The organism is Streptomyces sp. NPDC091280 (assembly GCF_044768565.1).
Lineage (GTDB): Bacteria > Actinomycetota > Actinomycetes > Streptomycetales > Streptomycetaceae > Streptomyces.
Genome location: NZ_JBIVUZ010000002.1, coordinates 749,120 through 771,645 on the forward strand (window position 1 = coordinate 749,120; position 22,526 = coordinate 771,645).

The 22,526-nt window shown below is 70.4% G+C and carries 19 protein-coding genes; 9 read left to right on the top strand and 10 right to left on the bottom strand.

Going from position 1 to position 22,526, the window contains the following annotated elements; genetic code table 11:
• Positions 1 to 41 precede the first annotated feature (41 nt).
• Complete coding sequence (locus ACIQPR_RS09985) at positions 42 to 3,245, bottom strand: CHAT domain-containing protein (protein ID WP_403644669.1); 3,204 nt, start codon at positions 3,243 to 3,245, stop codon at positions 42 to 44.
• Between the two features lie 687 nt (positions 3,246 to 3,932).
• On the opposite strand from ACIQPR_RS09985, the gene ACIQPR_RS09990 reads away from it, so the two are divergent.
• Positions 3,933 to 5,432: a hypothetical protein gene (locus tag ACIQPR_RS09990; RefSeq protein ID WP_403644671.1), complete on the top strand. Its 1,500-nt coding sequence runs from the start codon at positions 3,933 to 3,935 to the stop codon at positions 5,430 to 5,432.
• Positions 5,433 to 5,455: 23 nt separating this feature from the next.
• Here the strand turns inward: ACIQPR_RS09990 and ACIQPR_RS09995 are convergent, their stop codons facing one another.
• From ACIQPR_RS09995 to ACIQPR_RS10005, 3 genes are read right to left on the bottom strand one after another with little or no spacing between them, the layout of a single operon-like run.
• A complete protein-coding gene (locus ACIQPR_RS09995) occupies positions 5,456 to 5,866 on the bottom strand; it encodes a hypothetical protein (protein ID WP_403644674.1) in 411 nt (136 codons plus the stop codon).
• A gap of 44 nt (positions 5,867 to 5,910) precedes the next feature.
• Entirely contained in the window at positions 5,911 to 7,008 is a 1,098-nt protein-coding gene (locus tag ACIQPR_RS10000; RefSeq protein WP_403644677.1) for a helix-turn-helix domain-containing protein, read from the bottom strand.
• 9 nt (positions 7,009 to 7,017) lie between these two features.
• Positions 7,018 to 7,335: a hypothetical protein gene (locus tag ACIQPR_RS10005; RefSeq protein ID WP_403644680.1), complete on the bottom strand. Its 318-nt coding sequence runs from the start codon at positions 7,333 to 7,335 to the stop codon at positions 7,018 to 7,020.
• A gap of 1,358 nt (positions 7,336 to 8,693) precedes the next feature.
• Here ACIQPR_RS10005 and ACIQPR_RS10010 point away from each other — a divergent pair.
• Complete coding sequence (locus tag ACIQPR_RS10010; RefSeq protein WP_403644683.1) at positions 8,694 to 9,434, top strand: SAM-dependent methyltransferase; 741 nt, start codon at positions 8,694 to 8,696, stop codon at positions 9,432 to 9,434.
• A 390-nt stretch (positions 9,435 to 9,824) separates the two neighbouring features.
• Here the strand turns inward: ACIQPR_RS10010 and ACIQPR_RS10015 are convergent, their stop codons facing one another.
• Positions 9,825 to 10,184 carry a hypothetical protein gene (locus tag ACIQPR_RS10015; RefSeq protein ID WP_403644686.1) on the bottom strand — a complete coding sequence of 120 codons (360 nt, stop codon included), beginning with the start codon at positions 10,182 to 10,184 and terminating at the stop codon, positions 9,825 to 9,827.
• Between the two features lie 455 nt (positions 10,185 to 10,639).
• Here ACIQPR_RS10015 and ACIQPR_RS10020 point away from each other — a divergent pair, with 455 nt between their 5' ends.
• The 3 genes from ACIQPR_RS10020 (at position 10,640) to ACIQPR_RS10030 (ending at position 15,792) form a co-directional block, all read left to right on the top strand.
• On the top strand, positions 10,640 to 14,011 hold the full coding sequence (locus tag ACIQPR_RS10020) for a hypothetical protein (RefSeq protein WP_403644689.1): 3,372 nt from the start codon (positions 10,640 to 10,642) through the stop codon (positions 14,009 to 14,011).
• 902 nt (positions 14,012 to 14,913) lie between these two features.
• Positions 14,914 to 15,213, top strand: a complete 300-nt coding sequence (locus ACIQPR_RS10025) for a hypothetical protein (RefSeq protein ID WP_403644693.1) — start codon at positions 14,914 to 14,916, stop codon at positions 15,211 to 15,213.
• A 36-nt stretch (positions 15,214 to 15,249) separates the two neighbouring features.
• A complete protein-coding gene (locus ACIQPR_RS10030; RefSeq protein WP_403644696.1) occupies positions 15,250 to 15,792 on the top strand; it encodes an NUDIX hydrolase in 543 nt (180 codons plus the stop codon).
• A 57-nt stretch (positions 15,793 to 15,849) separates the two neighbouring features.
• Here ACIQPR_RS10030 and ACIQPR_RS10035 read toward each other — a convergent pair whose 3' ends face one another.
• Positions 15,850 to 16,404, bottom strand: coding sequence for a nucleotidyltransferase domain-containing protein (locus tag ACIQPR_RS10035; RefSeq protein ID WP_403644699.1), 555 nt, complete (start codon positions 16,402 to 16,404; stop codon positions 15,850 to 15,852).
• Between the two features lie 275 nt (positions 16,405 to 16,679).
• Between ACIQPR_RS10035 and ACIQPR_RS10040 the strand changes: the two genes are divergently transcribed.
• Together ACIQPR_RS10040 and ACIQPR_RS10045 are read left to right on the top strand one after the other, a co-directional pair.
• A complete protein-coding gene (locus ACIQPR_RS10040; protein WP_403644702.1) occupies positions 16,680 to 17,183 on the top strand; it encodes a hypothetical protein in 504 nt (167 codons plus the stop codon).
• Positions 17,184 to 17,491: 308 nt separating this feature from the next.
• Positions 17,492 to 18,076 (top strand): hypothetical protein, encoded by a 585-nt coding sequence (locus ACIQPR_RS10045; RefSeq protein WP_403644705.1) that lies wholly within the window; start codon positions 17,492 to 17,494, stop codon positions 18,074 to 18,076.
• A gap of 287 nt (positions 18,077 to 18,363) precedes the next feature.
• Here ACIQPR_RS10045 and ACIQPR_RS10050 read toward each other — a convergent pair whose 3' ends face one another.
• Positions 18,364 to 18,528 carry a hypothetical protein gene (locus ACIQPR_RS10050; RefSeq protein WP_403644708.1) on the bottom strand — a complete coding sequence of 55 codons (165 nt, stop codon included), beginning with the start codon at positions 18,526 to 18,528 and terminating at the stop codon, positions 18,364 to 18,366.
• A gap of 157 nt (positions 18,529 to 18,685) precedes the next feature.
• Between ACIQPR_RS10050 and ACIQPR_RS10055 the strand changes: the two genes are divergently transcribed.
• Both ACIQPR_RS10055 and lexA read left to right on the top strand, forming a co-directional pair.
• Entirely contained in the window at positions 18,686 to 19,606 is a 921-nt protein-coding gene (locus ACIQPR_RS10055) for a hypothetical protein (protein ID WP_403644711.1), read from the top strand.
• A gap of 138 nt (positions 19,607 to 19,744) precedes the next feature.
• The gene (gene lexA, locus ACIQPR_RS10060) at positions 19,745 to 20,416 is read left to right on the top strand and encodes a transcriptional repressor LexA (protein ID WP_403644714.1); all 672 of its coding nucleotides are present in this window, start codon (positions 19,745 to 19,747) and stop codon (positions 20,414 to 20,416) included.
• Positions 20,417 to 20,554: 138 nt separating this feature from the next.
• Here the strand turns inward: lexA and ACIQPR_RS10065 are convergent, their stop codons facing one another.
• The 3 genes from ACIQPR_RS10065 to ACIQPR_RS10075 form a co-directional block, all read right to left on the bottom strand.
• On the bottom strand, positions 20,555 to 20,800 hold the full coding sequence (locus tag ACIQPR_RS10065) for a DUF6207 family protein (protein WP_403644717.1): 246 nt from the start codon (positions 20,798 to 20,800) through the stop codon (positions 20,555 to 20,557).
• Between the two features lie 95 nt (positions 20,801 to 20,895).
• Positions 20,896 to 21,570 carry a DNA polymerase thumb domain-containing protein gene (locus ACIQPR_RS10070; protein WP_403644720.1) on the bottom strand — a complete coding sequence of 225 codons (675 nt, stop codon included), beginning with the start codon at positions 21,568 to 21,570 and terminating at the stop codon, positions 20,896 to 20,898.
• 315 nt (positions 21,571 to 21,885) lie between these two features.
• On the bottom strand, positions 21,886 to 22,526 hold a 641-nt coding region (locus tag ACIQPR_RS10075), incomplete at its 5' end, for an OB-fold nucleic acid binding domain-containing protein (RefSeq protein ID WP_403644723.1).

A 22,526-nucleotide genomic window follows, 5' to 3' on the forward strand; every position in this document is an offset into this window, starting at 1 on the left:
CCTTTCGGACGGGGGAGGGTGCGGGGTCTGGACGACAGGTGTCAGGGGCCGATGTGGGTGAAGGGGGTCCAGCACAGCCGGGGCAGCGACGCGTCGGCGCGTAGCCGCAAGGCCGCGGTGCGCACGGCGACCGCGGACTTGGCGGGGTCGAAGCCCGCACTGGTGCACAGCGCGGTGTGGACCTCCTCGGAGAAGTCGGCAGCGGCCTGCTCGCCCACCGACCATTGGGTGCCGACGACGTGGCGGTATCCGGTGAAGTGGAGGGCTGCGCCGAGGCTGATGGCCTCCTCGGCCAGCCGGCGGCCGCCGGTGAAGGTCTTGCAGGCGGAGAGCAGGACGAAGGTGCCGTGGTGCCGCCCGGTACTGGTTTCGGCCACCGACAGGAGGCCGTCGAAGAGCTGGAGTCCGCCGGATGAGGGCGAGTTGAGGTGTTGGGTTCCGTGGCAGCTCACGTGGGCCCAGGAGTGGGTGCGCAGTCCCTCGCGGACGGCATCGCGTGTGGCGTGGGCGCCTTCCAGGACGGTGATTTCCTCGACGGGGAACAGTGAGCGCAGATGGGCCAGTTCCCGGCGTACCTGCGGCAGGGGCGGCTGTCCTGGCAGGTCGGGCAGCGCGACCACCAGCATCCGCCGGGGCTCCGCCGCCTGTCGTACGGCGGACCGCTCGCCACGGCGGGCCCGGGCCAGAGCACCGACGGTGGGGGTGGAGGAGCAGGTGAAGCGGTCCAGCAGCGTTCGAGGCGGGCCGGCGGCGCTGGTGTCGTCGTGATGGCCGGCGGCGTGCAGTGGCAGGAGAGCCAGTGCACCGGTGGCGCACCACCACAGGCGGGGCGCGTCGGCCGGGGCACCGGCGCGGGCTGGCAGGCCGAGCCGGTCCAGGGCGTCCAGCACCGGTTCGGCCACCGCGTCCCAGAGCCAGCGCACCGTCCTGTCCAGGACGGTGTCCACTTCCGTCATGGCGGCCAGCAGTTCGGTGCGCGCGGAGGTCTCGGCCCGCACGGTGTCCAGGTTTCTTTCCGCCCGGCGTGCCCGCTCCGCGCGGTGCAACTGCATGCGGGCCTCGTCGAGCCGGTCCAGTGCCGTCAGATAGACCTCCGCGCGCTGCTCAGCACTCTCCGCCGTCAGCTCGGTGGGGAGATAGCCGTACTGGTGCACGCCGGTCGCGGTGACGATGAGCGCGTCGCAACGCCACCGGCTGAGGTTGACGACCACGACCGGCCCTTCCTCGGCCGCACCCAGCAGCTCCTGGCGGTCGGGCGGCGCGAGGAAGCCGCCGTGGCCGGCGGACACGGCCTGTTCGACGAGGTCGCGGTATTCCTGGGCGAGGGCCTCGCGCCGGTCGTTGCCTCGGGAGGCCGGGTCGGCCAGGAGCGGCCCCTGCCCGGAGAAGTCCTGCGGCGCCTCCAGGCTGACGGCGATCTCGGCCAGGCGTTCAGCGAGTGCGGGGTTCCATTGCTGCACTTCGCTGGAGGCGTCGCGCAGGTGGAGCATGCGGCTCCACATCACCCCCCGGCCCGCCTCCAGCAGCCGCAGTGCCGCCTCCGCGTCACCGTTGGCCTCCAGTCGGCTCGCCGCGGCGTCGCAGGCCAGGGTGTGGGATTCCGTGAGTCCGGCTTCCAGGCTGGCCCGGTCGGCGCCGAGCCACGCGGCCATCGGCAGCAGTTCGACCGCGTCGGCGTAGCGCCGCGCCGCGTCCGCGTGCTGCCCGCACATCATCAGCATCTCGCCCGCCAGCGCGGCGATGCGCACCCGCTGCTGCGGCGGGGCCGAGTCGAGGCCGGTGACGTCGGCCCAGAGCGCGCCGACCTCGTCGAGGTCCTCGGGCTGCCGGGTGTCGAAGTAGCGTCGGCTGAGGGCGGCGCCCAGGTTGGCGGCGTTCTGGGCGCCGAGGGGACTGTGGAGCCCGGTGAGGGTGAGGGCCTCACGGAGCTGCTCGATGACGGGGTGCAGCTCCTGGGCTCCGGCGTCATCGGGCAGGGTGTTGAGCCGGAGCAGGCCTGCGTTGCCGAGGGGGACGCCCCGGGCGGGGTCGTCGTCCGCGGTCCGGCCGGCGGCCAGCTCGTAGCAGTCGACAGCTCGCTCGCGTGCCCCGGCCTGGCCGGTCGCCTCGTGCACGGCGAGCCATGCGTTTCCTTCCAGGACCAGCGCGCGTGCCGCGAAGTCGGTGTTGTCCCCCACCGCCAGCCGGCCGATGCGCACGGCTGCGGCCACGCTCTCGCGGGCCGCGGCGGCAGCGCCGGCCGTGTCGCCGTCGGCGAGTAGGGCGCCCGACAGCGCGTGTTCGGCCAGCGCGCGAGTCGCAGCCCGATGAGCCGCGAACGCCTCCGCCCCCTCGGCCCCTTCGGCGCTGCGCGCGACGGCGACGGCCGCGTCGAGGTCGGCACGACTGCCGAGCTGCTCGAACCGCAGCCGCAACAGCTCGGAGAGACTTGCCAGATGAAGGGCCCGGTCGGGAGAGCCGTCGGGGAGGAGGTCTGTCAGCTCCCTCTGCAGTCCCACGGCCTCGGTCAGACTCCGCCTGTGTCCGGCGAACTGGTGGTCCAGGCGCAGCGCGGCGACGACCGCCCCCAGCACGGGAGCGCGGTCTGCGTACCCGGACGGCATCACGGCCAGCGCCTGGCGGGCAATGGCCACCGCCTCGCTGATGTCGGCCGCTTCCTGCCGCCGGACAATGCGCTGGACGAGCGAGCCGATCAACGCACCCAGGGCCAAGGGCCGTTGATCGTCGGGAGAGTGCAGGGCTGCCCACTTGCCGCGATCGATCGCCTCGTCGAGGTCCTTCTCGTCACCGGCCAGCTCGTACCGCACGCGCAGCAGGTTGCCGAGGTTGGAGGACCGGCCGACGGCCCTGGGATCGTCGGAGTCCGCGTCTGCCGCGACGCTCAGGCGGGCCGCGTCGACGGCCCGGGACAGGTGCCGGACATCGCCGGAGCGCTGGAAGCGGTGGTAGGCCGCACTGGCGATCGTCGCGTGTACCTGCGGCATGTCGCTATGCCCGGGCGGCAGCACCTCTGCCGCAGCCTCCAGGTGCCGCGCGGCGGTGTCGAGATCGTCGAGGCCACCGGTCCTCTCGTAACGGGCGCTCAGCATCACCCCGAGGTTCAGCCGGGCGACCGCGCCCACGAGGTGCTGTCCGAGCCGGTCGGCCCACGCCAGGGCGCTGACCGCCAGCGCGACGGCCTCCGTCTCCAGCGCAGTGTCCCCTTCGGCACGGTACCGATACCACAGCCGGAGTGCCTCAGCCACCAGCTGCTCAGGCGTCCCCCCGTCACCCATGGGCCTCTTCACGTCCGTCATGCCCCACCCCCCCCGGGACGGGCGCCTTCGCCCGCAGACGATCAGCGTAGGAGCGAACCGACGCACAGGCCCCCGGTTTCGCACAACCTGCGGGGGTTTAGGTGAGGGCGGCGGCGGGGTGGGTGGCGCCATTCATGCGGGCGAGCTTGCCCGCGGCGAGCGCCGCGACGACGAATACGAGCGCGATGGTCAAAAGGTCGACGGCGACGGCAGACTCCCTGTAGGCGGTGGGGTGTTGACGTGGCCGAAGGTCGCGGAAACGGTGTCGGCCGGGACCGCCGGAACGAAGATGGACAGCGGCGACCACATTCGAGGCCGGGGGCGGGCACGTGCACGAGGAGCAGAAGCGCCGCAATCCGGCGCTCACTGAACTGCGCAGGAGGCTGGCCGGAGGACTGGCGCGGGCCCGGCTGGACCAGACGCAGCTCGCCGCCCGGGCGAGGCGGGGGCGCACCACCGTGTCCGAGGCACTCTCGTCCAACGGACCTGTGCCGTCCGCAGCCACTGTGGCGGCACTGGCCCGCGTGCTGAAACTGCCGGTGCCAGAACTGCTGGAGCTGCGGCGGACCGCGGCTGAGGAGTCGGGCGCAGCCCCCACGGGCGGGCCGGGGCGTCCGGTCGGGGAGTGCGAGCCGCATGATCTGGAGGTTCATCCGGCCGGGCCAGGCCGGACGGATCCGGGCTCCGGTTCCCCCACAATATTGGAGCGGCTTCAAGGGGGATGCGCAGCTGCTGGTGGAGACGCACTACGACGCGCACCTCGACTTCGCGAACTGGGGCACCCGGCGGCTGATCCTGCGCTGGCCCGCCGCCGTCCTGTCCCTGGACACCGTGCAGACCTTGCCGCGCGGCATCCGCCGCGCCGTCCCCTACACCGACTGGCGTGCGGCCTGGAGCTGTCTGGCCATGGCCGCGGAGGCCGGACGAAGCCAGCCGCAGCTCACCGCCCGAGCGTGCTGTCCCGGATGCCTGCGCACCACCACACCAGCCGGCCAACGCCCGCTGTTCGCGGCGGTGTTGCGGCAACGGCAGATGTATCGCCCGTCTGGCGGGAAGCGCACGAACGAGGGAAGCGTGTGGCGGGAGGACTCTGCGCACCCGTCCCGTGAACCGGCCGGCCAGGGCAGAATGGCGTTGATGACAGGGCAGAAACAGAGTGCACAGGCGACGAGCAGGTCCCCCCACCACCGCCTGCTGGTCGTCGACTTCGACTTTTTCTTCCACAACCCTTTCGAGGGGCTGCCTGCTGCGCATCGCGGTGACCTGATGCTCTACGACTGGGCCCACGCGGAAAACGACACCCTGCGCGAGACCATCTGGTCCTTCCGGGCCGAGGACTTCCTCCGGGCCGGAGTCGTCCCGCCCCGCTGTGAGGGCTACGCGGGTTTCTGGGACAGGTTCACCTTCACCAGTGTCGACCCGCCCCTGTTCTACGCGGACTCCAACATGTACGCCGGACGTCTCACCCCGGCCCACTTCGGCCTGACCGGCGCACGAAGGGAGCCGTGGCAGGAGGTACACCTCTTCGACGCCCATCACGACAGCGGCTACCTGCACCGCAACGGCCCCAGGAACGTCGAGGAGTGGCGCGAAGCGGGCGCATACTCCTGCGAGGACTGGATGCTCGTGCATCACGACCGGGGCAGCCGGCTCACGCTCACCTATCCGGCATGGCGGCCCGACGGCGACGAAGATCCGCCGTGGGTCCCCCTGAACACGGACGTCGATGACGGCTCGCCGGTCCCGGCGGCCTTCGACGCCGTGTTCCTGTGCCGGTCAGGAGCCTGGGTACCGTCCTGGTGCGACGACCAGTTCACCGACCTGCTCGACGCCTTCCCGGGCCGCGCCCACCTGTTTCCCGGAAGCCTGTGGACGCATCCTCGGCCCGACCCGCTTCCGGCCGCACGCCGAATGGCTGCCGTCTTCGCCGAACTGCGCCTACGCCATGCCGACTTGACCGCGACATCGGACGTCGGTGGTCCGACCGCACCGCAACAGCCGCACACCGGCAGCCGGACGGGTACATCCACGCGACAGAGCGGACGGGCCCAGCACGGTGACGGACGCCAAGGCGCTCAGGACCAGGCGCAGGCCGCCGCCCGCCCACCGCACCACCCCGGTCTGCATCACGGCTAGTCTGATCTTCAGCGGGCGTCAGCTCAGCCGTCGTCATCGTCTTCTGCGTACCGTTCGGCCAGACGTAGATCGAGATCGTCCTGCCAGTCCCGGACCCACGCACGCAGCCCGATGATGCGGTCGGGGCTCATGTCGTAGGCGGTGTACTCCTGGTCGGAGGTGAAGTCGACCGCTTCGAGCCGGCCGTGCAGTTCCGCCAGGTCGAACTGCTCGTCGTGCTGGGCACCGAGACGCTCGCGTTGGCCGATCGTGTAGAGCCCGCGGGCGCTGAAGACATCGATGACGTCGCGAGGGAAGCCGCGGTCGTGCAGGGCACGGGCCTTCAGCCCAACGGTGTCGTCTCGGGAGAGGGCGGGGCCGGCGGCCGTCTGCTCGGGAGGCCTGTGGAAGATCTCTTTCAGGACGTCGAGCTCACAGGCTTCGCCGGTTGCCATGTCGGTCCGGAGCACCGTTGGGTCGGTCTGCTGCTCGTCGCCGGTCAGGCGGCACAGGCTGAGGGCGTGGCTGAGGGTGGTGGCGGTTGCGGGGCGAGGGCCGGTGGGAGTGCTGGGGGCGTGCTGGGCCGCTGGCTGTGGTGTGTGGCCTGGAAGAGCTGGGTGCCGCCGTCTGCGGTGTGCACGACGGGGTCGATGCCGTCGGCGGGACGGGAGACGGGGGCGAGCCGGGCGGTGTCGATGCCGTGGGTGATGAGGTTGGTGGCGGTGATCCAGTCGGGTGGGGTGGTGCCGTTGCGGTGCGCCTCTTTGCTCGCTGACCGGAACATGAGGGCGAGGGCTTCGACGGTCGGCTGGATTCCTGCGGCGAGCCGGCCGGCGTCGTAGTAACGGGACTGTGCGGCGATGGCGTCGACGGCCGGTTTGATGCTGGCGGCGAGCCGCTTGGGGTCGAAGTAGCGGGCCTGGTAGGCGACGATGGCTTCGAGGGCGGGGCGGAGAACTACGGCGAGCCGGTCGGTGTCGTAGTGGGCGCCAGTGCCGGATCCGCCGCGGGCGAGGGGAAGCGGGTGGCGTGCGCGGACGATGCGCTGGGTGACCTGCCGGCGCCGGCCGCGCTGGGTGATGACGTGGTGGTAGGCGTCGAGGTAGTGGCGCTGTGCGGGCGGCCGGATGCCGCAGGCGCTCAGGAACGTGATCAGCTGCTCGCGGCTGGCGGGCAGGCCCTTGCGGTTGACGATCCGCCACGCGGTGGTGCGCGGCAGCGGGAGGCAGGGGGCGCCCGCCTTTTCGTAGGTCTCGGCCAGGAGGAGGCCGAGGTCGCGCTCGTCGTGGACGAGGGCGGGGGAGGGCGCCTTCAGGCCGCGGAGCCGGTCGCGCTGGGCGGTACGGCCGCGGGCGCGCAGGCGGCGGGCTTTGTCCTGGTCGGCCGGGCCGGCGCTGCAGGCGCGGAGGTAGGCGTCGAGGACGGACGTGGTGGGCGGGGCGGTGCCGGACTCGGCGCGCTGGACGGCGCCGCGGGAGATGTGGGCGGCCTCGGCCAGGGCGCGCTGGGTCAGCCGGGCGGCACGGCGCAGGGCGGTGAGATACCCCGCGAGGTGCGCGAAGGGCTGGCTGGTGTCGGCGGCGGGGGAACGGGTCATGGCCGGCACCTACTTGCCCGCGCCGGAGCGTACGGCGGCTTCGGCGAGGACGCTGATCAGGCGGCGTCCGCCACCGGCGGCGGTGAGGGTGGCCGCGCCGATCGCCCCGCAGCCGCCCAGGAGGGCGAAGACGGTCTCCAGCTCAGTGCCGGCGAGGAACAGGCCGGTGCCGAGCCCAAGGACGGCGATCAGCAGGATCAGCGCGTGCGTGGGCCCGAAGCGCCCCGTGGTGGTGTCCGGCTCGACGCCGCCCGCCGACGGCGACGCGGCGGCGGGCGCGCAGGTACAGGCCGGGCCGGGCGGGTGAGGGAGTGGGGGAAAGCTCATGGCGTGTGGGACTTCCTCCTGACGGGGGACGCCCGGCGGCAGGCCGGGGCCCGGGGCTGTGGTCGCAAGGGTGCGCGGCCCAGAGGCAGTTGGCCCTGCCGCTGATCGGGCTGCGCGGCACACAGCCTTCCACGCCCTGGTACTCCGCCGCCCGACCCAGCGTCGCCTTTGGCCGGTATGCGGCTTGCTGGCCCCGTCGGCGTTCCCCGTCCTGGCGAGGAATCCGCCGCCCGGCCGGCCCGTCAAAACCAGGGAGGCGATGACGGGTTGCGCGCCTGCGGCCCTCTTGGAGGCCCACCAATTGTTCCGGCCGACTTGTGTCTGGGCCGTATCGGCAAGACGGTGGTGAACAGCACGACACCGGAGGCGAGTTCGCCGGTGTCCTCCTGACGGCTCCTGGTCGCAAGCCCGAATCCGTCCTGGAAGGCGGCGCGTTGGTCCGCGCCCGCCACTGCGTCAAGGCCGGCGCCGCCCTCGGTGCCGGCCTTGACGCGCGTCCAGAGGTAGACGGGCGCGCCTGGCCGCTGGCCGGTGCTGTCCGCCACCCTGGCTGTGAGGACGCGCTGCTGGCCGCGGAGGTGGTCGTCCATCCCGCCGGGGCATGGTGTGACGCGTCCGTGCGACGTTACGCCCGCGTTCTGCTGGCCGCCGGGCCTGCCCCCGAGCCGGCCCGCCTCGTCGAGCTGGTGTTCGGCACCACCCGCTCGATCACGCCACGCAGCTGGAGGCGCGTACGGTCTCGGGCGCCCCGCCGTCGACCGCCCTCGCTCAGGAGGTGCTGCCCGCCGGCGCCGACCGGGTGACGGCCTCGCCGAGCCGCTCGCCTCGTGGCTGCGGGTGTGGGTCTGGTCGCCGGTGCTGCCCGCGGGCCTGCTGGCTGGCTGGGAGCCGCTGCTGGACGCGGTGCGCCGCCTGAAGCCCGAAGGCCCGCCTGACCCGCGCATCGCCCCCGTCCTTGAGCCCCGGTCACGGGGACCGCCGAAGACGTGGAGCAGACTGCCGCCGCCCGCAGCCCTCCCTTCCGGCATCCACCATGGCCGAAGAGGGGTCCCGACCCCGCCGGACCTCGCACACGGGTTTCTGCTGGTCGCACGGCACCACGAGCGACCCGTCGGCCCGATACCGCGAACAGGCCGCGGCAACCAGCCGACACGCTCCTCGGTTTCCGTTCAACGGCTGCGATCCCCACCCACAGGCTCAGCCCAGATCATGGACGATCAGCCACCACGGCCCAGCCCCACCCGAGAGTTCAAGAACCCCACGGCAGCACACCACACCGCGCGGGTGGACCGAGCAGTTTCCCCGACACGGGGACACCACGGTGTGAAAGCCTGCCGCCCATCACCGCTGGTGTGGATGTGAGTGCAGCATCGTCGGCTCGGATGCAGGAAGTCCTCCTGGGAGGTGTCCAGCACTATCGCGCCGACCGCGCCGCCTGCCAGGCCCTGCTGGAGGTATTGCCCCACGCGGCCGCGCTCGCCGCCCGCAGCCGTTCCTTTCTCGAAGACACCGTGTGCCGTCTCGCCCGGGCGGACACAACACAGTTCGTCGAACTGGGCTGCGGGCTGCCACGCCGTGACAACGTCCACACGATCGCGCGCCGCTGGCAGCCGGACGCCCGCACGCTCTACCTCGACAACGACCCCGTCGTCCTGGCCCACGCCTACGCCGAACTCGAAGAGAGCGAGCAGGAAGCCGTCACCGACGCCGACCTGAACCGCACGGCCGTCCTCGATCTCCCCTTGTGGCGCTCCCATTTCGACCCCGGCCGGCCGGTGGACATTCTGGCCGTGGGGCTGCTGGAGCACCTGCCCGACGAATCCGTGGACACACTCATATGCTCCCTGCCCGCAGCAAGCACCCTCACCGTGTCGGCCCTGGCGTGCGAGAACGCCCCGCGCGCCGCGGCCATCGACGAGATCATGCACCAGCTGACCCCCGAGGCCTGGGGCCGCGTCCGCGACGCGGCCTCACTGTCCGCCCTGCTACCCGGCCTGTGCCTGCACCATCCCGTCGGCGACGGCAGCGGCCCGTACCTGGCCACCGGCACCCTGCGCATCCCGCCCACCAGCGGGCCCTACGCAGAGCACGGCCGGTGAGACCGATCCCAGCTCCGGCGACGCCGGGGACGCCAACGTCCGTCACGATAAGACCCGCCGCGAGCAGAATGACCCGGCGATGGCGCCGCCACACGCCGAGGCCACCTACGGGCTCGATCTCCTGACGATGGGCTACGTGCTCCTGCAGGTCATCCGACGGACCCACGCGAGCGAGGGGGCCGGTCATTGTGGACAGCTCCGGGGTGGTGCTGGAATCTTGACACGGTCCGTGTCTGAACAGTCGCTTGACGGCGCCAAGCAACTGCTCCCGCTCGTAAGACGGTTACCGCCGTGCCGTACAGGAGTCCGGCTCCGGAAGGGACGCTGTGTCAGCTGTGGGTGCCGGTGGTCCGCCAGCAGGCTGGGCGGCGAAGGTGATCGCGTCGGCGATCAGCTGTGCGTGTCCCGTACCGAGGTCTTCGGTGATCTCGCCCGGATCGACGGTACGCCTTCGCGAAGCGATGCCGCGAGCAGGAACACGCTCACGTCGGTCTTCGGGTAGGTGTGCCCGGCCGCGCGCAGGTGCTCGGCCATCGCCGTCCAGTCCAGGGTGGCGCGCAGGTTGTACTCCCCATCCAGGCCGCACTGGGCGAACCGGCGCACATTGTTCGGCGACGGCTCGTGCTCCTCGCGGGTCAGGGCCTGAAGCCAGTGGCCATGTTCGATCAGCAACTCGACGGCGGCCTTCGACTGATTCTTGACCGCCGTGTTGCGCAACCCCTTGGCGATCTGCTCGACCGTCCAGTCCACGTGCTTGTACCTTTCTCCGCCCAGGGTTCCCTAGCGGTCCACAGGTCGTCAGCCGTCCTGTCCCGCCAGGCGATCCGGATGAGGTCTCCTGCTGGCCGTACCCTCCGTCGCCGTGATCGTGTCCGTGTCACAGCCCAGGAGCAACGCTCACCCACGAGGTGATGCTCGCTGGCCGCGGTAGCTGGCCCTCGCGCACCGCGACAGCGGTCGGAACGCGTGCGAGACAGACCCGCAGGTTCTCGCTGCCGCAGTCCCCGGCCTCGACGTCTGCGCGCACGTGACGCAGCCGCTAGGAACGGCGGGGAGGTGTTGCTGCTGGCTGTCCTCTTGGGCGCCCGACTGTGTCGGCGCGTGTTCGACGAGCTGGCCCGCGGCACGCGGCGGTGTCGTCCTTGCTTCAACTGACAGGGGGGAGCGTGGTGTTGGATCACGGATGCCGCTGCCATCATGAGGGCATGACAGCCCGTCCGATGCTGGCACCCCCGACCGATTCCGATGCTGAGCGGCGTACACGGATCAGGGCACGCCTGAGCCAATTCGGTCAGGGCCCCGCCGCCCTCTTCCACGACCTGTGTCTGCTCCTGGACGAGGACCTCGGGATGGCGACACAGTCGATGATGGTCAGCCACCTGCTGCGCGAGCTGGAGAGCTCCGTCCGTGAGGTGCTGCTGCCCCGCCCGGTCGGCACCGTCGACGAGGACCCGGAACCGGCCTCGACGGAGCACCCCGTGCTCGTGGCGCTGCGCCTGCTGGGCGGGGAGGTCCTGTGCGCCGTGGGCTGGAAGAAGACAGGCCCGGGAGAGACCCCGGAGGGCGAACCGGAGAGAGCGAGCGCGGGCAGCACGCACCGGCGCGAGATCAGCGAGGTCCTCGGCGCCCTCGGGATCGACCCGGATGGTTCCGTCGGCACAGCCTGGCGGAAGGTGGCCGGCGACCAGCACGCCCTCGCGCACCGCTCGAACCTGGCTGCCCCCCGGCAGCTGGAGGGCCGGGTGAGCGACCACGTGGAGCGAGGCATGATCTTCCTCGACGCGGTCCTCGACGCCTTCGACGCCCGCTTCCTCGACCTGGTCGACCGGCTGGAGAAGCTGGCAGCCACACCAGCGCCGACGAAGAAGGACGCGACGCGGCTGCTCAAGGAGTTCCCGCAGGATCTGGTGACCGCCGAACGGTTCTTCGACGGCCTGGTCAACGCCTCCTGGCTCGGCCCACTGAACAGCGTGAAGCTTTTCTCGGACCCGCCCGCCCCCGAGGTGGACCGCGACGCGGGCCGGATCAGCTTCGTCCGCTGGCCGGCATCGGCCTACCTCGCCCGCGTGGCCACCGACGACCCCGCCACCGCCCTCCACATCGCCCGGGCCATCCCTGCCACCGACAACCCCTACGTCCACCTCGACCTCGTGGCCGTCGCCTCCTCCGTGCCCGCGGCCAAGGCCGTTCAGCTGGTCCCGACCCTGACCAGGGCATTGGAGGGCCCCTACCTCTGGCTCCCGGACCGGTACGCGAACCTTGCCCTGCACCTGGCCCGCGAACAGCAGACCCAGGCCGCGGTGAAGCTCCTGGCCGCACTCCTGGCCGCCGGATTCGGCCCGGATGCGAAACTTGCCGAGGAGGACAGCGCGCACCTGCTGCACACCTTCAACGACGACTTCGCCGACCACCTCGGCACCGCGTGGCTGCGCCTCCTGGCCGACGCCCTCGCCACCAGTCTCGGCCCCGCCGAGCAGGCGCAGCAACGGCGTGGCCTGGACCAGTCCGCCTTCTGGCTCCCGCTTCTGTCCGCCACCCCGGACATCATCCACGCCACACCGCTCACGCGGCTGGCCATCGCCCTCCGTGACGCGGCCGAGCGCCTGGTCACCGCTGCCCCCGCGACGGCCGAGGAGATCCTCGGACTGCTGGACGCCCGGCCTTGGGCGATCTTCCGCCGGCTGCGCCTGCACCTGATCACCCGGCACGCCGATGCCCTTCCCGGGGGCGCGGCTGCCGCACTGGCCGATCCGGCCGTACGTGAGGACATTGCCCTGGAACGCGAGTGGCTCGCCCTGGCCGCCGCATTCGCCGGCCGACTCAGCCAGGAGCAGCAGGAGGCTCTTCTCGGCGCCGTCGAGCAGGGCCCCGACACCGCGCGCTGGAGCCGCGACCACGAGCAGCGCACCGGTGAGCCTCTTGCCCCCGAGCGCGTGAGAGCCGTCGCGGACCTGTGGCAGCGCGACTGCTACAGCGCCCTCGGCGCGATTCTCCGTCCAGCGCAGCGCGAGCGCCTGACCGCACTGGAGATGACCTACGGCCGGGCGCGGCCCGTGGATGAGCCGCCGTTCAGGGTCGTCCCGATCATCACAACGCCCCCCGAGGCCGAGCCCGGCCCTCTGGCCGAGCTGTCCGTCCGCGAACTCGTCGAGCGCGCCAAGAGCTGGATCCCGCAGCCGAACGATTTCGGCGGGACCAACCAGTTCGCCCTCGCCAGCCGACTCGGTGAAGCCGTCGCCGCCCAGGCCGCCCGCTACAGCGCTGACGCCGCCGCGTTCGCCGAGCTGGACGACCTGTACCTGCTGCAGGTCCTCTACGGCTTCCAGACCGCGGCCCGCCGCGAGCCGATCGACTGGGCAGGTCCCCTCGCTCTGGCCGCTGAAGCCACCCGCCGCTCGGGAAGCACCCACGCCCACGAACTGCACCGGGAGGCCGCCAACATGGTCGCCCAGGCCATCGCCCACCCCGTCAACCCGGCCGAGCCGGCCGACGCCGACACCCTGTGGTCCACCCTCAGCGCGGTGCTCGCCTCGCCCGACACCCCGCCCCCCGCCCCAGATACCGGCTCCTTCCTCAACGACGCCCGGGCACAAAGCCTCCGCGCCGCCGTCACCTGGGCCTTGTGGCGCCGCCATAGCGACGCCGACACCAGCCCGCTCTTCCGGCTTCTGGACCGTCTCCTCGACGACGTTCCGCTGCCCAACAGCGACGGCCCCCAGATCCAGGCCGCCGTCCTCGGCGGACTCGTCCCGCAACTCGCCTACCTGGACCCGAAGTGGACGGCCAACCGCGCCCTGCCTCTGCTGTCGACGGGCGAGCATGCCGTCTGCGCCTGGCACGCCTACCTGGACGCGCCGCCCTACCGGCCAGCCGCCGAGCAAGTCCTCGACCTCTACCGTGACCACGCCGCGCAGACCGAAGCGCACGGCGACAACCGCTCCGAAGGCCAACGGCTGGCCCTCGGCCGACATATCCTCGACCTGTATCTCGACGGCACCTTCGAGCTGGACGGCAACGACTCCCCGGTCCCGATCTACTACCAGCGCTCCAGCTCCGCCACTCTGAAGCACCTTGCCACCAGCGTCGGCGCAGGCGTGAACAACCTCTCCGACCAGGCACTCCCACGAATGCAGGCATGGTGGGCCTGGCGCCTGAATGCCGCGACAGCCGCCGTTGAACCCGCTGCGCGGACCGAACTGACGGACACCCTCCCGGCACTCGCCGCCAGCGGACGCCTCCCCGACCCGTGGATCCTGCAGCAGTTCCGCGACCTCCTGCGCGCGAGCGGCGAACTACGCCCAGACTCCACCACCTTCACCTACCTCACCCGCGTCACCGCCGACCACACCGACCTTGTCCTGCTCCTCCTCAAGGACTGGATCATGACCCTCGGCCCCTACGACCCGATGCCCCGCTTCCGGGAAGCCGACCTCCGCGCACTGCTGCGCACAGCCCTCGCCGACCCACAGCACACCCCGCTGGCCACGGACATCATCAACCGCGCCGCGACCCGAGGGCACAGCCAGTTCCGCGCACTCCTGCACGCCCCGGCACCGGAAACGGAAGCGACCCCATAGTCAGGGCGCGCTGGGTCAGCCGGGCGGCGCGGCGTAGGGCGGTGAGGCGCCCGGCGAGGCGCGCGAAGTGCTGGCCGGAGTCGTTGGCGGGAAAACGGATCGTGGCCCGCACCTACTTGCCCGCGCCAGAGCGTACGGCGGCCTCGGCGAGGATGCTGATCAGGCGGTATCCGCCGCCGGCGGCGGTGAGGGGGACCGCATGCTCGCCTGGTGTCACCGACATCAGCGACGACCGTCTCGGGGACCAGGCCGAGTGGGACCGGGTGAACGCTCGGATCCGTCAAGGGTGGGAGCGCATCGGGTTCCGCCTCTACCGGGACGGTGCCTTTCTCCTCTCACCCGCCTCGCAGGTCCTGGAGGAACAGCGTGGCGTGCTGCGCGCGCGCAGCACGCTGAACTCGGCGCCGCGTGGAGAGCCGCAGGCCAATAGGCGCGGCGGGGTAGTCGGGTGACGCGTGTGACACTATTTTCGAACGTATGACCGATTACCGTGACGCGGAGGAACTGCTGCTCCCGATCCCGCAGAGGATCCCGAGCCTGCGCGAGGTCGTGACCAATCGCACGGGCTTGTGGATGTGGCTGCGATGGGAAGGGCAGTGCGAGCGGACCGAACTGCTGGAATTCCGAGACCTTCCGGACGGGCGCCGGGCTCTGCTCACGATCGTCAACACGCGATGCCCCGGCATCCGGAGGGCATGGGTCGTCTGGGACCCGGCCCGTATGCGCTTGGTGAACGACTGGCCGCGGGCGCCGGCCTCGGCGGAGGCGGAGCCGCACGAGGGTGATGCACAGGCGTACGGCCGCGACATGGCCGACTGCTTCACGGGCGACCACACGCGTCTCCATCCACCCCGCGACGTAGAGGTGCGCGTCGGGGGTCGCTGGCATCGAGGCCGGATGACGTGCCGGTTCAACGGGCGAACCACCTGACCGGACGCACGCCGCTGGCCGTGTCCTGCCTGACCGGTTCCCTGCGCCACGACGGCCACACCGGCACTGAGGACACCGCGAAGCTGATGGTCCGCTGCGACGGCGACGTCCAGATCGAACTGGATGTGACCTGGTCGGCCGGCTACCGCAACAGCTACTACTCGATCACCGGCAGCGTCGGCTGGATCACCGTGGAGAACGACGACGTCCAGTACAGAGCGGGCGGCCAACTGCACCGCACGACGCTGCCGTCCAACTACCCGGCTGGTTGACGCACTCCGGGCGAACCTGTGACGGAGAAGATCATTGTGACCGGCAGTGCCCCGTGGATCCCGGTGCCGTATCTGATGGAGGTGGTCAGTGCAGACATATGCCCGCCACAGCACCTGACCACGGCGGCCTTCGGCCTCATCTCCGAGACGCAAGGCCACCTGCTGCTGACGCACGTCAACCTCCCCGGACGGGGCTGGGACGTCCCCGGCGGCCACATCGACCCCGGCGAGGACGCCCGGCAGGCCGCAGCGAGAGAAATCAGCGAAGAGACCGGGCTCCTCGTACCTGCCGGAAAACTGGCACTGCTCGGTTGGCAACGCTTCACCCTGCACGAGAAACCGCAGGCCAGCTACCCGTATCCGTTCCCCGTGTCCTACACGTTGATGTTCACCGCGCAGACCGGCCGCGCCGACCCGCCGGTGGTTTCGCCCCCGGACTCGGAGTGCGGGCCGGCGGGATGGTTCACCACCGCACAGGTCCGGCAGTGGTGCGACACCTGCACCTGGCTGCCGTTCCTTACCCTGCTGGCGGACGAGGCCCGACCGCGCACCGACGTCTCCTCACACCGAGAAGCCTGAGCCTCCCGCGGCGGGCACAGCGCGCACAAGGAGACACCGATCGAGAAGGGCCGCTGCCTATGCCGTGCCGCTTGCGGAACGTTCCTCAAGCGGCCCGAAGCCCTCAGGGAGGGGAATCCCGAACTTCTGGCACAGCAAGGCCACGTCGTGGCGATCGACATCACGAGCCGGATAGCCGGTATGCCAGCGCACCGCCCACTCGGCCGACTCGCACCGCACCGCAGTCCCGGCAATCGCACCGTGTCCGGAGAGTGCTTCAGCTGGAAAAGGACCACCGTCCACCACGGATCCGTAGTGCAGTGATCCGTCCGCGAGCGGCTCGTAGAGGTGCAAGTCGACCCGCAGCCGAACGCCGTCGTGCAAAACGAAGTTCCAAGGCCTGTCACCAGGCCACGGGAAGATCCGGTCGACACCCGCCTCGGCGAACGCGACGAGCAATTGCTCAAAATGGGCGACCGGCGCCCATACGTCTAAGTCGGAATGTTCTCGCGTCTGCTCCTCAAGCAGCGCATCCACGCCCCACCCGCCCCCGACACAGGCATCTACGCCGTGGGCGTCGAGCCGCTCCACAAGCGCGACCACGTCCTTGGCGGACATCGAATAGTCGCTCACCACATCAGAGTAGAGGCCAGCCCGGCCCGACATCTGCCGATTACTGCGGCGTCACCGGACCTGCTGCCACACGCGTCGACCGAGTTGGCGAACAGTCCTGCCGCACCGCTCTTTCAGGGCCCGGAAAAGATGTCGTGGGTGCCGATCCGGCGCCAGATGACGTGCGGGACGCCTTCTCTGAACTACGCGTACAACGGCAGTGCGAAGGGAGGGTGAGGGCTTCCTTCGACGCCGCTGTACCGTCGTTGGGTAGAAGATCACTGGCAGGGGGCGGGATGAGTCAGCTTGAGTTCAGCTGGGAACTCAGTGGTAGTGGTTGGGCGACCTGCCGCATCGCGGACGGTGTGTCGGAGCGGAAGGACTTCGTGAGCTACTGCACGGACGCCCTTGCGGACGTGCTCCACGGTGTCGTAGGGCTCTACGGTCGCACCTCCGTCCAGCGTTTCTCTTTCGATCTTGAGCCAGCTGAGGTGAGGTGGGTTCTCCGCTGCGAAGGCTCAGAAGTTCACGTCGCGATCTACCGGTTTCCCGACATGTCCACGAGCTTCGACGCGCCGGACCAGGCAGGCGCACTCTCGTGGTCCTCCACTCAGCCCCTTAGCCTCCTTGGGCACGTCGTCTTGGAGGCTGCTCAATCGGTGGTCCGGCTTCACGGGGAGGACGGCTACAGGGCGAAGTGGGTTCAGCACCCGTTCCCCGTTGCTGCGCTGCAAGACCTCCGTCGGCTGCACTTGCAGCACGACAGATGCGAGCGCCAGCACGGCGGGCTGTCCGCCTAGATCACGGTCAGACGCAAGCTTCTCTGAACTGAGGGTTGGTCGAGAGCGGCTGTGGAAGCCGGGGCCCCGTGCCCTCGGCCGTCGCGTTCGGCTTCGGCGATCCTGTCTTTGAGGTTGTCGCGGATCTCCTCCAGGCGGGGCTTCTCGTCCGCGGCGACGATCAGGACCGGGCAGCGGACGCAGGCTTCTCTGAACTAACTGAATAGCCTCTGAGTCAGGGATCAACGTTCGCACTTCGCTTCCGGCGAGGTGCTTCTTTGTTTCTGGGGATCGGGTTCGTGTCGGTGGCTCCTGTTAGGGTCCGCGCCGTGACCTCAACCGATCATCTTCTCGCATTGATCCGGGACACCCCGGACGTCGCTGACCTGCTGCATTCCTCTTTTGAGTTCGGCATCTTCCGCAATGAACACGGCGAGGCGGTCCGCGCGGCCTCCGGTGCCTCGCTGGAGGCCATCGCCGGTGACTGGGCCGGCGGGACCTTCTTCCTGTGCCATGACGAAGACGGGCGTCGCCCCGTGATGTATGCAAGCTCTGAGGGCCAGGGCGGTCTGATCGCTGATGACTTGAAGCAAGCGTTGGAGATCATCACTGGTCTGGCTGTGTGGCAGGACTGCCTGAAGTTCTCGGGCGGCGGAAGGCTGGAGGCCATGGAGGCCGCTGCTGTACTCCTCGAAAGCGATCGAGTCAGCGACGAGCCTGCGATCGTTGAGCATCGGGAGCAGGTTGCTGCGGCCTTGTCACTGGACCGGGTGCCTGTGTCCGAACTCGTCGCCCGGCTGAGGAGTGCCGTGATGAGGACGGAACCGGACCACCTGGTAGTCACTGAGTCCGGGGATGAGTACGAGTCACTCTTTGGAAAGTTCGTGCCCACCGACAACCCGGGCTGGCGATGAGCCGAGCCTGGCCTCGATGCGTCAGTCATCGTGTGCTGACGGTTCTGGGCCGGTGACGGTTCGCCCGACCATGGGAGTTGGCCCTCACGGCCGCCGGCCTCCGGCTGTGGCCAGTGATCAGCAGGAGTCCGTCCGGGTACGGAAGAAGACGTCAGCGACCTTCCCGCCGCCCTGGTCCGCCTTCCCGAACTGACCAGCAGCAGCATGTGAGACCGCCCGCGCCTGCACCCCGTCTCGCACGGGGGATGCCGCATCCAGAACCGGATGCGGCATCCCCCGTGCTCACATCAGCCCGAGAAGGCGGCCATGTGGACCAGGTAGAACAGCTCGTGGACCAAGCCGCTGGCCAGAGTGGCGGAAGCGGCGTAGAAGACCGTCTGCCCGAAGCCTTGCACGAGGGGACGGCGGGCGCGTCGGCGCTTCGGGACGGGGCGGTGCGTACGGTGGGACATGACGGTCTCCGTTCAGGGGATGAGTCGGCTGCGCCCCGTACCGCTTGTTCCTGGACGGGATACGGTGCGGGGCGCAGTTTCTGCTGCTCCTAGCCTTACGGGCGGCGTCCGCCGAATGCAGCTCCCGCTGCTCGAATCTCGATGTAAGTTCGGCGCCATGAACGGAAATTGGCTCACCCCCTGGGCCGAGGGAACGGCGGCGGATCTGGTCGCGGACGCTCTCGCTCTGGAGGCGAAGGCCAGCCCCAGGATGGTGACCTCCTGGATCGAGGACGGGCTGCTCGCCAACCCCGAGCCACGCAAGACGAGCGCGCACGGCAGTGATCCGCGGGTCTTCCCTCGTGAGCAACGCGAGTTGTTCGCCAGACTCCTGGAAGCCCGAAAGCGCTCCCCACTGGGGCGTATCCCGCAGCGCTCGCTGGTCCGGATCGTGCTGTACCTGTGGCTGATCGACGACACCGTGGTACTCACCCCGCAGGCGCGCCGGGCCTGGCGTACCCATGCGCGCGCCACCGGCAAGACGACCGCCGTCCGGCGCAGCGAGAACGTCAGCGCCATCGTCGAGCAGATCGCCCACCCCTCAGCCACCCTCAAGCAACGGCGCGCTGCCCATCGTGTCCTTGAGGAAGGCGAGCGGACTGGGCGGATCGATCTGGACAGGCTGACGGCGGTCCTCACGGAGCTGTACTCGCCCTGGCCGCTTCAGCCCGGCATGCCGAGGATCGAACGAGCCATGCCCGGTCCGTTCGGGCCCGTCACCGTCCAGCACCACATCGCCATGTGGAAGGCCTGCCAGCAGACGGTCAGCCTCCTCAAGCGCGAGGAGATCGACGAACGTGAACTCGACCGCGTACGCGCCGTCTTCCGGCCCATGTGGGCGGACTACCAGGCTCGTCGGCCCGGCCTGGCGGCCATCGGTGCCGGAGAGTTCGCGGCGTACTTCGCCGAGCCCGAGACCATGGAGGGCCGCGCGATCGAGGCAGTTGACGCGTTCGTGTCGACGCTCGCCGGCGAACTCGGGCACATCGAAGCCGCGTCCCATGCCGCAGAGACGGCACGCCTCAGACTGGCGCGCTGACAGCCGACACGAGCCGTCATGGTCGAGCACATGGGAATGGTGCTCTTCCCCATTCCTCAGGGATTCGACAAGGTGTTCCATTCATGGAGGGTGGCGGGTTAGGGTCCGTTCGAACGATCTTGTGGGGAGGTGTCCGGGATGGAGAACACCGCGCCGGTCCGCCGGGGACGCCCTCCGGGGCATCGGGCAGCTGCGGGGGAGCTGACGAGCCGCCAGGCGGCGATCGTCCGCTGCATCACGCAGACGGTCGACCGGCAGGGTTACCCGCCGTCGATGCGGGAGATCGGTCAGGCCGTGAATCTCGCCAGCACGTCCTCGGTCGCCCACCAGCTGATGGCCCTTGAGCGCAAAGGCATCCTCTACCGCGACCCGCACACCCCCCGCGCCTACCGGGTCAGGCCCTCGTGGGCCCCCGACCTGGCACACAGGAGCGAGGCGCTCGTCGACGTACCGCTCGTCGGGCGGATCGCCGCCGGCGCACCGCTGCTCGCCGAGGAGATGGTCGAGGACATCTACTCGTTGCCCCGTCAAGTCGTGGGTGACGGTGACCTGTTCGCCTTGACCGTCGTCGGCGACTCCATGATCGACGCGGCGATCTGTGACGGCGACATCGTCACCGTGCGCAAGATGGACAGCGCCGACCATGGCGACATAGTCGCCGCGCTCCTGGACGACGAGGCCACCGTCAAGGTGCTGCGCCGGCAGGACGGCCAGGTGTGGCTGATGCCCCGCAACTCCGCCTACCAGCCGATCCCCGGCGACCACGCGCAGATTCTCGGCAAGGTCGTCGGCGTCCTGCGTGTGCTCTGAACAGCCCGGCCGGAGTGGAGAGTCCCGCTTTCTTCCGTAGTGGTTTCACCCGCAGATCGCGTGCGGCGAGGCGGTCTGTGGCACCGTGGACGCAGGTGTGGTCCGTCACTCCCCCCCGTGGTGGCGGACCACGCCTGTCTACGTGCCGAAGGACGCCGGTTCCGGAGACGAGGCTTCCTCGTCGAGGATCTGCCGCAGATCGGTGTACATCCGCAGGCGGACTCCGGGCTGGCCGGGATCCCTGGTGGTGCGCTCAGCAGTCGAGGTCCCCCAGGTTCGGGCGATCGCCGTCTGGAAGGCGAGGACGGTGGCATCGTCGGATCCCGCCACGTCGATGACGAGCAGGCCGGGTTCGGACAGGTGCGCTTCTCGGATCGGGTCCACGTCTGTCAGTACGTGTTCGTGGACGGCCAGGGTTCTGTTCAGGTCAAGGATTCACCCGGCCGAGTGAGTTGTCGGTGGCGACGGCCGTCGTCCCTTCAACTGCCTCTGTCCTCAGGCGCCCGCGCCGGTACCTGATGCCGGGCTGACAGGGGCCGCGGGCTGGCGGCGAGCGCGGCCGGGTAGAGCACCTGGCGGCCGTAGCGGGCCCGGGCGCGGTCGGCGACGGCTTCAATCGCGAGGGGTTTGTCGTCTCCCGCGTCGAGGGTGAGCTGCCGGGTGGCCCGGTCGGCGGGCCGCAGGGCGTCCGCGCGCAAGGCGATGCTGCGGACCCGGGCGCGCTGGAGCGCGAGGGAGGCGTACACCGCGTACGCGGTGCGGGCCAGGAGCACGGTGTGCTGGGTGGCTTCGGGCAGTGCGCGGCTGCGCCGGGTGCCGGAGGAGTCGGCGTAGCGGACCGTCAGGGTCACGCCTGCCGCGGCCTGGCTGGAGCCGCGGAGGCGGGCGCCGAGGTCGTCGGCCAGCGCGAGCAGGACACGCTGGTGGGCGGCCGGGTCGAGTTCGTCGCGGGCGAAGCGGTGCTCGGTGCTGATGCCCGCCGGCGTCGGGGTGGGGTCGACGACCTGGGTGTCGCGGCCCTGGGCGTGCTCGTGGAGAGCATGTCCGGCGCGGGCCCCGAGCAGACGCTGCAGCGTCAGCTGGGGAACATCGGCCACGTCGCCGACGGTGTGCAGGCCGTACTCGCCGAGCAGCGCGGACGTCTTCGCGCCCACCCCGGGCAACTCCCGTACCGGGCGGGGTGAGGGCGCAGGCCATCGCGGCGAGCATCCGGTTGCCCGCGCACCCCGCGGAACTGAGCAGACCGAAGTGCGCGAGCGCCCGCAGCTGGACGAGCTCGGTCGGACCGCGGGCATCACGCTTCCAGTACGCCATCGCCCCCGTCAGGTCCAGCACAGCCATGTCCGGCTCGATCATCTGCACCCGCGGTGTGATGTCCTCCAGCAGGCGGCGCAGCCGCTCGCAAAGTGCGGCGTCCCGGTCGGCCGGAAGCCCGAACCGCAGGTGGAGGATCCAGCGCCCCATGACGCTCATCCCGCACTTCCCTGACTGCGGTGCCCGAGACGGCGCAGGTCGGCGGATCGGGTGCCGGCGGGCTGGAGGTCGGCGTAGGGGTGGAGACGCGCTCCGGCGGTGCCGTCGGTGAGCGTCCGGGCCGGGGCCGCGGGCTGTGCGGGGGTGGGTGCGGGGGTGGTGTGTCCGAGCAGGTCCAGGGCGGCCTGGGGGCCGTGGTCGCGGCGGATGGCAGCGACTTCGTCCAGGTCCCACACCATCTCGCCGACGACGGTGCGGCGCGGCCCGCGGGTCTCCACAGTGCCGCGCACCAGGAGCATCCCGGAGTGGAACACGGTGTGCGCGACCTGCTCGTCGCTGTCCTCGAAGAAGGCGAGGTCGACCAGGCCGGAGCCGTCCTCAAGGGTGACGAAGATGATCCGCTTGCCGGACGGGATCGGCGGGGTCTGGGTGGATGCCCGTACGCCGGCGACCAGCACGCGCTGGCCTCGGTGCAGGGTGTGCAGATGGGCGGCGTCGGTGGCGCCGAGCTCGCGCAGGAGCCGGTGGTGGTGCTCCATGAAGTGTTCTCCACCGTTTGGATCTCTCATGAGAGGCGACGGCCCTGGTGTATCGGGGTTTGCTGCGTGTCGTGGTGGTCTGCGAACGTGGCGAGTTG

Bases quoted from the DNA above. Each gene is read 5' to 3' on its own strand.
- ACIQPR_RS09990 (WP_403644671.1), top strand. From the start codon at position 3,933: ATGATCTGGAGGTTCATCCGGCCGGGCCAGGCCGGACGGATCCGGGCT.
- ACIQPR_RS09995 (WP_403644674.1), bottom strand. From the start codon at position 5,866: ATGGCAACCGGCGAAGCCTGTGAGCTCGACGTCCTGAAAGAGATCTTC.
- ACIQPR_RS10000 (WP_403644677.1), bottom strand. From the start codon at position 7,008: ATGACCCGTTCCCCCGCCGCCGACACCAGCCAGCCCTTCGCGCACCTC.
- ACIQPR_RS10005 (WP_403644680.1), bottom strand. From the start codon at position 7,335: ATGAGCTTTCCCCCACTCCCTCACCCGCCCGGCCCGGCCTGTACCTGC.
- ACIQPR_RS10020 (WP_403644689.1), top strand. From the start codon at position 10,640: ATGACAGCCCGTCCGATGCTGGCACCCCCGACCGATTCCGATGCTGAG.
- ACIQPR_RS10040 (WP_403644702.1), top strand. From the start codon at position 16,680: ATGAGTCAGCTTGAGTTCAGCTGGGAACTCAGTGGTAGTGGTTGGGCG.
- ACIQPR_RS10050 (WP_403644708.1), bottom strand. From the start codon at position 18,528: ATGTCCCACCGTACGCACCGCCCCGTCCCGAAGCGCCGACGCGCCCGC.
- ACIQPR_RS10055 (WP_403644711.1), top strand. From the start codon at position 18,686: ATGAACGGAAATTGGCTCACCCCCTGGGCCGAGGGAACGGCGGCGGAT.
- lexA (WP_403644714.1), top strand. From the start codon at position 19,745: ATGGAGAACACCGCGCCGGTCCGCCGGGGACGCCCTCCGGGGCATCGG.